This is a genomic window from Bradyrhizobium sp. in8p8, assembly GCF_000426845.1.
Classification (GTDB): domain Bacteria; phylum Pseudomonadota; class Alphaproteobacteria; order Rhizobiales; family Xanthobacteraceae; genus Bradyrhizobium; species Bradyrhizobium japonicum_C.
Map to the genome: position 1 here is coordinate 24833 of NZ_AUGD01000004.1, position 13899 is coordinate 38731.

Consider the following 13899-nt stretch of genomic DNA (forward strand, 5'->3'; position numbering starts at 1 on the left):
ATTTGTTCGTCTGATCTTCAGGACTTGTTCTTGCGCTCGCGCAGCTCGCCGAACACCGAGGCGGGGTCTGCGCCTTTCATGTGCAGCTTGGCCGCGACCGAGGGTTCGTCGGCGCGCAGGAACACGTTGGCGCGCTTCTCCTCGCCGAGCAGGGTGGGAATGGTCGGCTTGTTCTCGGCCCGGAGCTTCGTCACCTCCGCGGCGCGCGCCTGCAGCGCCGCATTGTCCGGCTCGATGGTGAGCGCGAACCTGACGTTGGACGCCGTATATTCGTGGCCGCAATAGAGCTTGAAGTCGTCGGGCAGGGCGCGCAGCTTCAGGAGCGAATCCCACATCATGGGATAGGTGCCCTCAAAGACGCGGCCGCAGCCGATCGAGAACAGCGTGTCGGCTGCGAAGACCGCCTTCTCGGTGTCGAACACGTAAGAGATGTGGTCGAGCGTATGGCCCGGCGTCTCCACGACGCGCGCCAGCAGATTGCCGATCTTGACCACGTCGGCATTGGCGACGCGCAGATCGACGTTGGCGATCTTCGTCGTCTTGTCGTGCGGCGCGACGACGCGGCAATTGTATTTCTGCTTGAGTTCAGCGACCCCGCCGACATGATCACCATGATGATGGGTGATCAGGATGTCGGTGAGCTGCCAGCCCTCGCGCTCCAGGGCCTCGAGGATCGGGCCGGCCTCCGGTGCGTCGATCGACGCCGTCGCCTTGGTTTCCACATCGTGGATCAGGTAACCGAAATTGTCGTTTAAACAGGTGAAAGTACGAATTTCGGCGGCCATGTCATCTCCATCGCGCTACCCCGCCCGACAAATATGGCGTTAACGTCGCGCAGGCAATGCAATATTCCGCGCGCAGCGCCGGGCGCGTGCATGATACATTGCCCGTCATGACCATCGACGTCGTCGACCTCCGCGAGTTCTATTCCCGCCGCCTCGGCATCGTGGCGCGGCAGATGATCAATCGCGGCATCAGGGAGCGTTGGCCCCGCGCCGAGGGCCAGCGCGTGCTCGGCATCGGCTATCCCACGCCTTATCTGGGGTTGTTCCGCGAGGATGCCGAGCGCTGCATTGCGTTCATGCCGGCCGCCCAGGGTGTCCTGAAATGGCCTACCGGACGGCCGGCGCTGGCCTCGCTGGTCGATGAATTCTCACTGCCGCTTCCTGACGCCGCGGTCGACCGCATCCTCCTGGTGCACGCGCTGGAGATGTCGGACGATCCGGCCGCGCTGCTGCGCGAGGTGTGGCGCGTGCTATCGCCGTCCGGTCGCGTGATCGCGGTGATCCCGAACCGGCGCGGAATGTGGACCCGCACAGACAACACGCCGTTCGGTCACGGGCGGCCCTATTCGCGATCGCAGATCACTGAGCTATTCCGCCAGACCTGGTTCACGCCGACCGGCTGGGGCGAGGCGCTGTTCATGCCGCCCTATGCCGGCGGCTGGGTGCTGAGATCGGCGCAGATGTGGGAGCGCGCCGGAGCAGCGTTGTCGCTGCCCTTTGCCGGCGTTCATATCGTGGAGGCGACCAAGCAGGTCTACCGCGCGATCCCCGCCAAGCGCGAGCGCGCACGGCTCATTCCTTCGCTCGGCAAGCCCGTGCTGGTGCCCTCCTCGACGACGGCGACACGCAGCTGAAACAAATCGTCCCGGCGAAGCCGGGACGATTCAGGTCAGAAGATCGGAAGAGGCTACTCGCCGGGGGCGACCTCGTCGCTGGAGGCGACCGGGGCGGCTTCGCGCTCGGGGCGCGGGCCATGCGGACGGCGACGCCGCCGGGGAAAGCGCTCGCCACCACCGCCCTCGAACCCACCTTGGCCGCCATTCGCGCCGACATTCACCTGCGGCTGCGCGCCGGTGATGAAGGAGGGCAAGCGGTCGACGCCGCCGGCATCGGCAATGACGGGCTGCGGCTGGTTAGCTGGCGGCGGCTGATATTGCGGCTGCGGACGATGATCGCGCTCGCGGTGCTCGCGGGGCTGCTGGTTGTCGCGCTGATAAGGCGGCTGGCTGTCGCGCTGCTGAGGGTCACGCTGGTGGTGATCGCGCTGCCCGTCGCGGTCGCGCATGAAGGGCTGCTGCTGGGGCTGCGGGACGAAGCCCGGCTCCTGGCCGAAGGCCGAGAAATTCTCGCCATCGTCCTCGCCGTCGTCGCTGCTGTTGCTGATCGGCTCATCGCCGCGCGGCTGCTGGTTCTGCCGGAACTGCTCCTGAGCCGCCGCGATCAGGCGGAAGTAATGCTCGGCATGCTGGTAATAGTTCTCGGCCGCAACGGGGTCGCCGGAGGAGCGCGCGTCACGCGCAAGCTGGAGATATTTCTCGGCAATGTGCGAGGCGGTGCCGCGAATCTTGATGTCCGGTCCGTTGGACTCGTAGACCCGGGTCATCGGATTCTGGCCGCGCCGGTTGTTGTTGTTATTGTTGTTGCGGTTGCGCATCCGCTGCTTGTTTTGACCGTTTCTCATGTCCTGCCTTTAATTCCAGCCCTAAAGGTTGCACGCATTACTGATTGCTAGGAGTGATCGGGTGACATGGGCCCACATCTCTCACGCGCACCGCGTGCAAGAGCGGATCGAACCCTGCCGATGTTCGTCGACCGTCGCGTTCAACAAAGACGCGTTCCCCACCCGCCAGCATTCAGTGCCAGCGAACCCATTCATTTCGCTTGCCGAAACAAGCCCAGCTGTCTTGCGTAAGTGTTCAAGCGCAATATCAGGCTTTCGTTCACTTTGCGGTCGGAGAGCAGCGCAGCTCCACTGGCCATCGCGCTCAACAGGACCTGCGGCTTGGAACCTTATCAGTAATGCTCTCGCCCGAGAGCCCGGCTTTCGCCCGTAGGTCTACGGGGCCGGCACCGATGTGTTGCACGGAACGTAGTCGTTCCCAGGCGATATTCCAAGAGGTTTTTGCAGTTCAATCCGGCTTTTATGGGGGCATTTTTCGGGCCGAAACGGCCCGGGGAATGCCGGCCAAGTCGGTCTTGGGTGGCCTGTCGATCGACAACGCGGCCCCCCTCATCAAGGTTTCAATATTCTGGGCCTGGCCCTGGCCAGCCTCGACGATCACCGCGCCGGCCGGGGAGAGGCGCTCGGCGGCCTGAGGGATCAATGCGCGATAGGCGTCGTAGCCGTCATTGCCGCCGTCGAGTGCCAGATGAGGATCGTGCTCGCGGACCTCGATGCTCAATTTCGGAATCTCGGCGGAGGGAATATAGGGGGGATTGGACACGATGAGGTCGAACGGGCCGCGGAGCGCCGCGGCGTAGGAGCAGGCGACGAAGGCGGCGCGGTCGGCGAGGCCGAGCGCCGCGGCATTGTCCCTGGCGGTTCTGAGCGCGTTCTGGCTGAGATCGGTGCCGACGCCGAAAGCATCGGGGATTTCGTGCAGCAGCGCGAGCAGGATCGCGCCCGATCCGGTGCCGAGATCGGCGATACGCGGATGAGGCGTCGGCCGCTCGCGAAAGACTTCCAGCGCAAGCTCGACCACGGTCTCGGTATCGGGGCGCGGGACCAGGGTTGCCTCGGACAGGCGGAATGGCAGACCCCAGAACTCGCGTGTCCCGAGAATGCGCGCCACCGGCTCACCGGCGATACGGCGCTCTGCGTGCTGCGCCAGCCGCGATGCTTCGGCCGCGGTGAGAGGACGGCCGGCCTGCGTGATCAGGCCGGTGAGGTCGAGGCCGAGTACCGCACTGATCAGGATGCGTGCGTCGAGCTCGGCCTCGTCGAATTGTGCCGACCTCAGTCGCGCAGCGAGCGCGCGCCGCGCGCCCTCGATGGATTGTCCGGTGAAGGGATTGCTCACGCCTCAGGCCGCCGCGCCTTGTGCAGCGAGCTGCGCGGCCTGGTGCTCCGTCGTCAGCGCATCGATCAATTCGCCGAGCGCCTCGCCCGCGATCACCTGCGGCAGCTTGTAGAGCGTTAGATTGATGCGGTGATCGGTGACGCGGCCTTGCGGAAAATTGTACGTGCGGATGCGCTCGGAGCGGTCGCCGGAGCCGACCTTCTCCTTGCGCTCGGCCGAGCGCGCGGCGTCGACCCGTTGCCGCTCGGCGTCGTAGATGCGCGACCGCAGAATGTTCATGGCAGAGGCGCGGTTCTTGTGCTGCGAGCGGCTGTCCTGCATCATCACCACGATGCCGGTCGGGATGTGCGTGATGCGGATCGCCGATTCGGTCTTGTTGACGTGCTGGCCGCCCGCGCCTTGCGCGCGCATTGTCTCGATGCGCAGGTCCTCGTTCTTGATCTCGACGTCGACATCCTCGACTTCCGGCAGCACGGCGACCGTCGCCGCGGACGTGTGGATGCGTCCCTGCGTCTCGGTATCGGGCACGCGCTGCACGCGGTGCACGCCGGATTCGAACTTGAGCTTGGAGAAGGCGCCACGGCCCTGCACCTCCGCGATGATTTCCTTGAAGCCGCCGACGGTGCCTTCACTGGCGGAGATCACCTCGACCTTCCAGCCCTGAAGGCTGGCGAAGCGCTCGTACATCCGGAACAAATCGCCGGCGAACAACGAAGCCTCGTCGCCGCCGGTGCCGGCGCGGATTTCCAGCACCACGTTGCGGTCGTCCATGGCGTCCTTCGGCAGCAGCGCGACGCGGATCTTCTGGACCAGCTCCTCGATTCTTGACGTCAACTCGCCGCGCTCGGCCTCCGCCATGCTGCGCATCTCGGCATCGGTGGCGGGATCGGCGATCAGGGCTTCGGTATCGGCGAGCTCCTTGACCGCGGAGCGATAGGTCTTCACCGCCTCGACGAGCGGGGTGATCTCGGCGAGCTCGCGCGTGATCTGCACGTACCGCTCGGAGGTGAGCTGTCCCAGCGATTCAGCCTCGAGCGAGGCGTGATGCGCGAGCAGGAGGTCCAGTTTGGCTTCGGGAAGTGACGACATCGGTTCAGTCTCAATAGCGGAAAGGAGCGAGGCGGCAGGACGCGGCGACAGGCTCGCTACAACGCCAGGCCCTCGGCTTCGGCAAATTCCGTCAGCTTCTGCCGGATCGAGACGCTGCCCGCCGGCGCGTCCAGGAGCGGGCCGAGCACGGCTTCGGCCTTCCTGGCGTCGAGGTCGAGCACCATTGCCTTGACGGGGCCGAGCGCGGTTGCCGAGAGCGACAGCGAACGGTAGCCCAGCGCGATCAGCGCCAGCGCGCCGATCGGTTTCGACGCCATCTCGCCGCAGAGCGAGAGCGACTTCTTCGCCGCGTGCGCCTTGCGTGCGATATCGCGCAGCGCGCGCAGGATCGGCGCCGACATGGTGTCGAAGCGCTCGGAGACCTTGGCATTGCCGCGATCGACCGCGAACAGGAACTGGAACAGATCGTTGGAGCCGACCGAGATGAAATCGACCTTCTTCAGGAGCTCGTCGAGCTGGTAAAGCAGGGCGGGCACCTCGACCATGGTGCCGATGTCGATACGTTCCGGCAGCGTGTGGCCGTGCTGGCGCAGATATGTGAGCTCGCGCTCGACCAGCGCTTTCGCCGCGTCGAACTCGGCGACCTCCGAGATCATCGGGAACATGATGCGCAGCGCGCGGCCGCCGCCGGCCCGCAGCAATGCGCGGATCTGCCCGCGCAACAGGCCCGGACGATCCAGCCCGAGCCGGATCGCGCGCCAGCCGAGCGCAGGATTTTCCTCGATCACCGCTTCCATATAGGGCAGCGCCTTGTCGCCGCCGATATCGAGCGTGCGGAAGGTGACGGGCTTGCTGCCCGCCGCGTCCAGCACGGTGCGATAGAGCGCGAGTTGATCGCTGGTGCGCGGCAGGCTCTGGCCGACCATGAATTGCAGCTCGGTGCGGAACAGGCCGATGCCGGCGCTGCCGGTGTCCTCGATATGCGGCAGGTCGATGGCGAGACCTGCGTTGATCATCAGCTCGACGTTCTGGCCGTCCTTGGTGACGCAGGGCCGGTCGCGTAGCGCCAGATACTGCGCCTGGCGGCGGGCGCGAAAGCGCACGCGCTCGGCGAACGCCGCCTCGACCTCCTGCGACGGGCGCACATAGATCGAGCCGGAGGTGCCGTCGACGATGATGGCATCGCCGGGATCGGCGATGCCGGGCGCGTTCGGCACTTCGCCGACTGCGGGGATTCCGAGCGCGCGCGCCACGATGGAGACGTGCGAATTGGCGGTGCCTTCCTCCAGCACGATGCCCCGCAGGCGCTTGCGGTCGTAGTCGAGCAGCGCCGCCGGGCCCATCGCGCGGGCGATGACGATGGCGTTGTCGGGCAATTGCTCGCGCGAAGGCGCGTGGTCTTGCCCGACGAGCTGCCGCATCAGGCGATAGCCGAGATCTTCCAGATCGTGCAGGCGGTCGCGCAAGTAAGGGTCAGTGGAGCGCAGCATGCGCGCGCGGGTGTCGGACTGCACGCGCTCGACGGCGGCTTCCGCGGTAAGGCCCGTGGCGACGGCCTCGTGCAGCTTGTGCGACCAGCCCTGGTCGTTGGCGAACATGCGGTAGGCTTCCAGCACCTCGCGATGCTCGCCGCCTTCGGCGACGTCGCCGCGCTCCAGCATGCGATCGAGATCGGCGCGCAGCTTGGCGAGCGCGGTGTCGAGCCGCTTGATCTCCTTCGGCAGGTCCTCGGCGATGTAGTCCTTGATGACGACGCGCGGCTCGTGCAGCACGACATGGCCGAGCGCGATGCCCTCCGACAGGATCGCGCCGACCTTCTGCGCGGAATGGCGCGCAGCGGGCTCCTGGCCCGGCTGGGCCAGCGCCGACAATTCGCCCGAGGCGATCAGCTCGGCCAGCACCATCGCAGTGGTCTGCAGCGCCTCGAGTTCCTCCTCGACATAGTTGCGCTTGGCGCGGTTCTGCACCACCAGCACGCCGAGGGTGTTGCCGGCCCGCAGGATCGGCACGCCGAGGAAGGAGTGGTAGATCTCTTCGCCCGTCTCGGGGCGGAACGAGAAGGCCGGATGGCTCTGTGCGTCGCTCAGATTGAGTGGCGTCGCCTCGCTGGCGACCAGGCCGACCAGGCCCTCATGGGCGCTGAGCACGGTGTGGTGCACGGCCTCGCGATTGAGACCTTCGGTGGCGTAGAGCTCCAGCGTGTTGTCGATGCGCAGCACGTAGACCGAGCACACCTCGGCCACCATGTTGGCGGCGATCAGCACCACGATCTTGTCCAGCCGCTCCTGGGCCGAGACCTGCTCCGCCATGGTCTCGCGGAGCCGTCTCAACAAGACGCGGGGACCTCCCGACGCGCTCCGCATGAACCGTCAATCTCCTCCGTCTGCCGGGCCCGGCGGTATCGGCCGGCGGCTAACCCAAAGTTCCAGAAAAACAACCAAAATTGTTCGTCCGGCGCAGGCACAAACCGAAATCTACTTGAGATCTAGCGCTTGCGCCGAATCAGCGCCGCCTGAACTGGGACACAGTCTGCGGCAGCCCACCCTGTTCGCCGTATAGCGAATTGAGGCTTGTTTTGCCAAGCAAAACGCCTGCCAAACGCGAAGGTGTGTACACCTTCGCGTTTGCTGCGACCGCTAAGAGAAAATTAGCCTAGATACGGTCCGGAAAGTGCGACGCGATTTTCCGGAAAGGCCATGCTCAAGGACAATCTGAAGCGCGACGAGGGTCGTGCTTTAGGCTTGATCGAGGCCGTAGAGCGTGTGCAGGGTGCGTACCGCAAGCTCGGTGTAGGCGGTATCGATCAAGACAGAGAATTTGATCTCGGAGGTTGTGATGGCCCGGATGTTGATGTTCCGTCCGGCGAGGGCCGAGAACGCCTGGGCCGCGACGCCGGCATGGCTGCGCATGCCGCTGCCGATCACCGAGATCTTCGCGACGTCGGTGGCGGTATCGAGCCGCGCATAGCCGATCTTGCCCTTGGCGGCGGTAATCGTATCCTTTGCGCGGGTATAGTCGGCGGCCGGCACCGTGAAGGTGAGGTCGGTGGTCTTGCCGTCCTCGGAAACATTCTGCACGATCATGTCGACGTTGATGTTGGCGTCCGCCAGCGGGCCGAAGATCGAAGCCGCAACGCCGGGCTTGTCCTCGATGTGGCGCACCGAGATCTGGGCCTCGTCCTTTGAAAAGGCGATGCCGGTGACGACGTGGCTTTCCATGATCTCCTCCTCGCTGCAGATCAGCGTGCCGGGCGGCTGGTTGGCATGCGGGTCGATATCCTCGGGCTTGTCGAAGCTCGAGCGGACGAAAATCGGCATATTGTGGACCATGCCGAGTTCCACCGAGCGCACCTGGAGCACTTTTGCACCCTGCGAGGCGAGTTCCAGCATGTCCTCGAATGCGATCTTGTCGAGCCTCTTGGCCTTCGGCACGATTCGCGGGTCGGTGGTGTAGACGCCGTCGACGTCGGTATAGATGTCGCAACGATCCGCCTTGACGGCGGCGGCGATCGCCACGGCCGACGTGTCGGATCCGCCGCGGCCGAGGGTGGTGATGCGATTGGTCTCGGGGTTGATGCCCTGGAAGCCGGCGATAACCGCGACCTCCTTGCGCTCCTGGAAGCGCTTGATGATCTCGCTGCCGTCGATGTCCTCGATCCGCGCCGAGGCATGGGCGTCGCTGGTCTTGATCGGGATCTGCCATCCCTGCCAGGAGCGAGCCTGGATGCCCATGCCCTGGAGCACGATGGCAAGCAGGCCCGAGGTCACCTGTTCGCCCGAGGCGACCACGGCGTCGTATTCGCGCGCGTCATGCATCGGCGAGGCCTCGGTGCACCAGGCGACCAGCTCGTTGGTCTTGCCGGCCATCGCCGAGACGACCACGGCCACTTCGTGGCCGGCGTCGACCTCACGCTTCACATGGCGTGCAACGTTGCGGATACGTTCGATATTGGCGACGGACGTGCCGCCGAATTTCATCACGAGGCGGCTCATGACGACGCGTGCATTCCTTCATAAGGATCAGTATGGTGACCCGCACCGGACGGCTGCCTCGCGGATACCGACCGCGCGTATACAGAGCGGCGGGGCCGGGGGCAAGCGGGTTCCTGCGGAGGCAGGACGCGGGGGTAGTGGGTTAACCGAGGCATGGCGCGTTACATCGACGAGATCCTGCAACCGGGCGAGCGGGTGCTGTATTCGACCAATGCGCACTGGATCTTCTACTTTCCGGCCATCATGGCCTGGATCGTGGCGCTGGCCCTCTTCATCCTGTCGCGGCAGGTGACCGTCGACTGGCTCTTTCTGCTTTGCCTGGGAGGCGCCGGCCTCGTGGCTCTGGCCGCACTGTACTGGACCATCAAGGGCTGGTTCCATCGCTTCACCACCGAGACCGACGTCACCAACCTCAGGGTGGTGCACAAGACCGGGTTCATCCAGCGCCGCACCTTCGAGATGGCGCTGGACAAGGTCGAGAGCGTCGATGTCAACCAGACGATTCTTGGACGTATTCTCAACTACGGCGATGTGACCATCAACGGGGTCGGTGAAGGTCGCGAAACCATCCGGACGATCGCCTCGCCGCTCGCCTTCCGTAGTTCGATCACCACGCGGTAGGACCGCGCGCCACCATGAGCATGCAGCAAAATCCTTCCCTTTCTGCCCAGCCGGGCTCGACCGTCGATGCCACCGAGATCGCAAAATTCTCGAAACTCTCGGCGGAGTGGTGGGACCCCAAGGGCAAGATGGCGCCGCTGCACCGGATCAACCCGCTGCGGCTCGGCTACATCCGCGACGCCGCCTGCCGCAAGTTCGAACGCAACGTGCGAAGCCTCAGTTGTCTCGGGTCCTTGCGCGTGCTCGACATCGGCTGCGGCGCTGGCCTGCTCTGCGAGCCGCTGTCGCGCCTGGGTGCGCAGGTTGTCGGCATCGATCCTTCGGCAAGCAACATCGCCGCGGCGAAGCTGCACGCCGGCAAGAGCCATCTTGCGATCGACTATCGCTGCACAACGGTGGAGGAGGTCGACCCGCGCGAGCGCTTCGATATCGTGCTGGCAATGGAGGTGGTCGAGCACGTCACCGACGTCGGCGTCTTCCTGAAGCGCTGCGCCTCGATGCTGAAGCCGAACGGCCTGATGGTGGTCTCGACGCTGAACCGAAACTGGAAGAGCTTCGCCCTCGCCATCGTCGGCGCCGAATACGTGCTGCGCTGGCTGCCGCGCGGCACCCACGAGTGGAACAAGTTCGTCACCCCCGACGAGCTCGCAAAACACCTGCTCGACAACCGTCTCGTGATCACCGAGCAGACCGGCGTGGTCTACAGCCCATTCGCTGATAAATGGTCCCTCTCGTCCGACATGGACGTGAACTACATGGTGGTCGCGGAAGCGATGGTGTGAGGGGGAATGAGTGGCGCGCGAGCTCTTACCCCTCGGGGCAGTGTCGCATTGACCCATACCGCGGATCTGTCGTTACGCGGATGGTGTGAGATGTGCAGGTTGGCGGCCGCCGCAAAACGGCTCCTTGGGTAAAGGGTCCCTGCGTGCGCAGGGACGCCGCCGAATTTGTTGCGAGAGCATCGCTCCCATGACGTCCGTGCGGTTGACCGGGTTGGGTTCAACTTGCAGGCTGGCCGCGTTGATTTCCTGCTAGCGCCCGTTCCCCGCCCCTATGCTCACCATTGCCAGCCTCTGGATCCCTTTCACGATCATTGCCGCGCTGGGTCAGGTCGCGCGCAATGCGATGCAGCGGTCGTTGACGAAGCCGCTGGGGACCTGGGGCGCGACCAATATCCGCTTCCTGTTCGGCTTTCCGTTCTCGCTGCTGTTTCTCGGCGTGGTGCTGATCGGCACCGGCGATCATCTCGGCATGCCGCCGACCGTGTTCTGGCCATGGCTGCTGCTCGGCGCGCTCAGCCAGATCGTCGCCACCGGCCTGATGCTGCTCGCGATGAACGACCGCTCCTTCGTGGTGACGACGGCGTATCTGAAGACCGAGGCGATCCAGACCGCGATCTTCGGGTTCGTCTTCCTCGGCGATCACCTGACGTGGCTGAAGGTGCTGGCGATCGTGATCGCGACGATCGGCGTGGTCATCACCGCGCTGCGGCCCGGCGGCGAGAAGAGCTTTGCCGAATTGAAGCCGACCATCACCGGCCTCGTCGCGGCGGCGGCGTTCGCGCTCTCCGCTGTCGGTTTTCGCGGCGCGATCATCAACGTTCCCGGCGTCTCCTTCGTGACTGCGGCCTCGTTCACGCTGGTGCTTGGCCTGTTCGTGCAGACGCTGGTGCTGACGATCTATCTGCTCTGGCGCGCGCCTGACGTGTTGCGGGGAATCCTCAAATTATGGCGCCCGTCGATGCTCGCGGGCTTCACGGGCGCTTTCGCGTCGCAATTCTGGTTCCTGGCGTTCGCGCTGACGGCGGCCGCCAACGTCCGCACGCTCGCGCTGATCGAGGTGCTGTTCGCGCAAGGAGTAGCCTACTACTCGTTCAAGCAGTCGATCGCGCCGCGCGAGCTTGCAGGCATCGCGCTGATCGTGATTGGCGTTGCGGTGCTGGTCGGCGTCTAGTTCCGGTCTTCCGGCAGCGTCGGCAGCGGCGAGACCTCGATGCCTTCCTCGATCAGCGACTTCGCCTCTTCTGTCGAGGCCTCGCCATAGATCGGGCGATGCTCCTTGTCGCCGTAATGCATTGCGCGGGCTTCGTTGGCAAAACGCTCGCCGACATTGTCGGCGTTCTTGACGATGTGATCGCGCAGCTCCTTGAGCTTGGCGCGCAACTCGCGCTCCTGCGCCATCAGCAGCGAGGTCGGTCCTGAGGCCGCAGCGTCGGGTGTCGCGGCCGTCGCGACTGGCTCCGGTGGCGGCGTCGCGGGGCCACGGCCCTTCTTGCCGACGATGCGCGGCGCCATGATCGCCTTGTCGACCTTGGCCGAGCCGCAGATCGGACAGGTCACGAGCTTCCGCTTCACCTGGGAATCATAGGCCGACGAACTCTGGAACCAGCTCTCGAACTCGTGGTTCCGGTCGCAGCGAAGCGCGTAGCGGATCATGCCGATCCCCGCACAAGGTGCAGGTGATCCGGGCCCGCCTTCGGATCGGAGACACCGAAGCGGCGGCCATGCTGGAGCGAAGGGATTGCCCGCCGGGCGGTCTCGACCTTGGCCGGATCGATCTTGGCCATGATGACACCGGGCTCGACATCGCCCTCGGCGAGGATTTCGCCCCAGGGATCGATGATCAGCGAATGGCCGTAGGTCTCGCGCTTGTTCTCGTGCAGGCCGGCCTGGGCCGCGGCGAAGACGAAGCAGCCGGTCTCGATCGCACGGGCGCGCAGCAGCACGTGCCAATGTGCTTCGCCGGTCTTGCGGGTGAAGGCCGACGGCACCGTGATGAAATATGCTCCGCTTTCGGCGAGTGCGCGATAGAGCGCGGGGAAGCGCACATCGTAGCAGATCGTCAGCCCGATGCGGCCCCAGGGCAGATCGGAGATCACGGCGGTCTCGCCCGGCTGGTAGTTCGCGGATTCCCGATAGCTCTCGCCGTCCGGCAGCTCGATGTCGAACATGTGGATCTTGTCGTAGCTCGCGAGCACATTGCCCTCGGGCCCGATCAGGAAGGAGCGGTTGACCGCCTTTTCAGCCGAGAAGCGCAGCGCCAGCGAGCCGACATGGAGATGGATCTTCAGCTCCGCCGCGAGTGCGCGATAGGCTTTCAGCGAGGTGTCGTCCTCTTCGCTTTGGAGGTGCTCGAACAATGCCTTGCGGTTCAGCTGCATCATGTTGCTGACTTCGGGCGTCTGCACGTAGTCGGCGCCATTGGCCGCAGCCTGGCGGATCAGCTTGGTGGCCTGCTCGAGGCTCGGCCCGGGCATCAGGCCGGTGCGCATCTGCACCATGGCGGCGGTGAAGGTCCTGACCTCGCTCATGAGACCGCCTTGACGCTTTGGAGCATGCCGTCGAGCTTGCCTTCGCGGTCGAGCGCATAGAGATCGTCACAGCCGCCGACATGGGTGCCGCCGATCCAGATCTGCGGGAAGGTCGAGCCCTGACCGGCGCGGTCGTACATTTCCTGACGCCAGGCCGAGTTCTTGGCGACGTCGAATTCGGTGAAGGTCGCCTTCTTGCGGGTCAGCAGCGACTTGGCGGCGGAACAATAGCCGCAGCCCGGCCTCGTGTAGATCTCGACAGCAGCGGTCATCTCGTCTGGCGCTCTCATGTCATGAAGTCATTGAATTATATGGGACGGGGGCTGCTCTCGACAACCCGGGCAAAGACCAGCACGTCGACCTGGGCGGCCCTGGCGCGGAGCAAGACCCGCGCGCAGGCATCCAGCGTCGCCCCTGACGTGAGGACATCGTCCACGAGGACAATGCGGCGGCCCTGGACCTCGGCCTGACGCTCTGGAGATACCTGGAATGCGCCCTGCACATTGGTGGCGCGCTGGGCCCGCGACAGGCCGATCTGCTGCTCGGTGGCGCGCACCCGGCGCAGCACGTCGCCTCGCACCCTCACTCCGCTCTGCAGGGCCATGACACGCGCCAGAGCTCCGGACTGGTTGTAGCGGCGCCGCCAGGCTCGCCGCCAATGCAGGGGGACGGGCACCAGCATGTCGGCGCCTGTGAGCAGCTCGCTGCCGGCGCGCGCCATCCAGCGGCCCATGGCCGGCGCCAGATCGGTGCGGTCCTGGTATTTCAGCGCATGCACCAAGGTGCGGGCGACGTCGTCATAGCGCACCGCCGCGCGGGCGCGCTGGTAGGCCGGCGGGCTGGCGATCGCTTCCATCGACAGCATGTCGGGACCGGGGTCATACACAAAGGGAATGCCGAGCCGCGGGCAATAGGGCCGTTCGATGAACGACAGCCGCCCCCAGCACGAAGCGCAAACGCCTTCGCCATCGACCGGCTCCTGGCAGGACACGCATTGTGTCGGCAGCGCGATGTCGAGCGCGAGCCGCGCCGCGCGCGACAGCACGTGTCGGCCAGCCGTCCACGCGGCCCGCAACGGCGCGCCGATGGAACGGGTAGGGCCAGCTTCGGTTTCCATGAGG

14 protein-coding genes are annotated in these 13899 nt (G+C 65.3%); 4 read left to right on the forward strand and 10 right to left on the reverse strand.

Translation table 11 applies throughout. The features are described 5' to 3' along the window. Positions 1-17: 17 nt before the first annotated feature. Positions 18-785 (reverse strand): hydroxyacylglutathione hydrolase, encoded by a 768-nt coding sequence (gene gloB, locus K408_RS0112695; protein WP_024339289.1) that lies wholly within the window; start codon positions 783-785, stop codon positions 18-20. A 107-nt stretch (positions 786-892) separates the two neighbouring features. On the opposite strand from gloB, the gene K408_RS0112700 reads away from it, so the two are divergent. After that, positions 893-1639, forward strand: coding sequence for a class I SAM-dependent methyltransferase (locus K408_RS0112700; protein WP_024339288.1), 747 nt, complete (start codon positions 893-895; stop codon positions 1637-1639). A 53-nt stretch (positions 1640-1692) separates the two neighbouring features. Here K408_RS0112700 and K408_RS0112705 read toward each other — a convergent pair whose 3' ends face one another. From K408_RS0112705 to K408_RS0112725, 5 genes are all read right to left on the reverse strand, one after another. Further along, complete coding sequence (locus K408_RS0112705; RefSeq protein ID WP_024339287.1) at positions 1693-2466, reverse strand: DUF4167 domain-containing protein; 774 nt, start codon at positions 2464-2466, stop codon at positions 1693-1695. 460 nt (positions 2467-2926) lie between these two features. Further along, on the reverse strand, positions 2927-3805 hold the full coding sequence (gene prmC, locus K408_RS0112710) for a peptide chain release factor N(5)-glutamine methyltransferase (RefSeq protein ID WP_024339286.1): 879 nt from the start codon (positions 3803-3805) through the stop codon (positions 2927-2929). 3 nt (positions 3806-3808) lie between these two features. Next, positions 3809-4894, reverse strand: coding sequence for a peptide chain release factor 1 (gene prfA / locus K408_RS0112715; RefSeq protein ID WP_024339285.1), 1086 nt, complete (start codon positions 4892-4894; stop codon positions 3809-3811). Between the two features lie 56 nt (positions 4895-4950). After that, entirely contained in the window at positions 4951-7218 is a 2268-nt protein-coding gene (ptsP, locus tag K408_RS0112720) for a phosphoenolpyruvate--protein phosphotransferase (RefSeq protein ID WP_024339284.1), read from the reverse strand. A gap of 372 nt (positions 7219-7590) precedes the next feature. Beyond that, the gene (locus K408_RS0112725) at positions 7591-8847 is read right to left on the reverse strand and encodes an aspartate kinase (RefSeq protein WP_024339283.1); all 1257 of its coding nucleotides are present in this window, start codon (positions 8845-8847) and stop codon (positions 7591-7593) included. A 153-nt stretch (positions 8848-9000) separates the two neighbouring features. Between K408_RS0112725 and K408_RS0112730 the strand changes: the two genes are divergently transcribed. The 3 genes from K408_RS0112730 to K408_RS0112740 all read left to right on the forward strand — a co-directional run bounded on the left by K408_RS0112730 (position 9001) and on the right by K408_RS0112740 (position 11421). Then, positions 9001-9468, forward strand: coding sequence for a PH domain-containing protein (locus K408_RS0112730; RefSeq protein ID WP_024339282.1), 468 nt, complete (start codon positions 9001-9003; stop codon positions 9466-9468). A gap of 14 nt (positions 9469-9482) precedes the next feature. Then, positions 9483-10250, forward strand: a complete 768-nt coding sequence (ubiG, locus tag K408_RS0112735) for a bifunctional 2-polyprenyl-6-hydroxyphenol methylase/3-demethylubiquinol 3-O-methyltransferase UbiG (RefSeq protein WP_024339281.1) — start codon at positions 9483-9485, stop codon at positions 10248-10250. A 271-nt stretch (positions 10251-10521) separates the two neighbouring features. Then, a complete protein-coding gene (locus K408_RS0112740) occupies positions 10522-11421 on the forward strand; it encodes an EamA family transporter (protein ID WP_024339280.1) in 900 nt (299 codons plus the stop codon). Here K408_RS0112740 and K408_RS0112745 read toward each other — a convergent pair. The 4 genes from K408_RS0112745 to K408_RS0112760 are packed head-to-tail and all read right to left on the reverse strand — an operon-like array spanning position 11418 to position 13895. Further along, positions 11418-11903, reverse strand: a complete 486-nt coding sequence (locus K408_RS0112745; RefSeq protein WP_024339279.1) for a DUF1178 family protein — start codon at positions 11901-11903, stop codon at positions 11418-11420. The genes K408_RS0112740 and K408_RS0112745 overlap by 4 nt on opposite strands. After that, positions 11900-12778 (reverse strand): carbon-nitrogen hydrolase family protein, encoded by an 879-nt coding sequence (locus tag K408_RS0112750; protein ID WP_024339278.1) that lies wholly within the window; start codon positions 12776-12778, stop codon positions 11900-11902. Before K408_RS0112750 ends, K408_RS0112745 begins: the two co-directional genes overlap by 4 nt. Then, entirely contained in the window at positions 12775-13050 is a 276-nt protein-coding gene (gene grxC, locus K408_RS0112755; protein WP_024339277.1) for a glutaredoxin 3, read from the reverse strand. Before grxC ends, K408_RS0112750 begins: the two co-directional genes overlap by 4 nt. Positions 13051-13085: 35 nt before the next feature. Beyond that, positions 13086-13895, reverse strand: coding sequence for a ComF family protein (locus K408_RS0112760; RefSeq protein ID WP_024339276.1), 810 nt, complete (start codon positions 13893-13895; stop codon positions 13086-13088). Between the last annotated feature and the right edge of the window lie 4 nt (positions 13896-13899).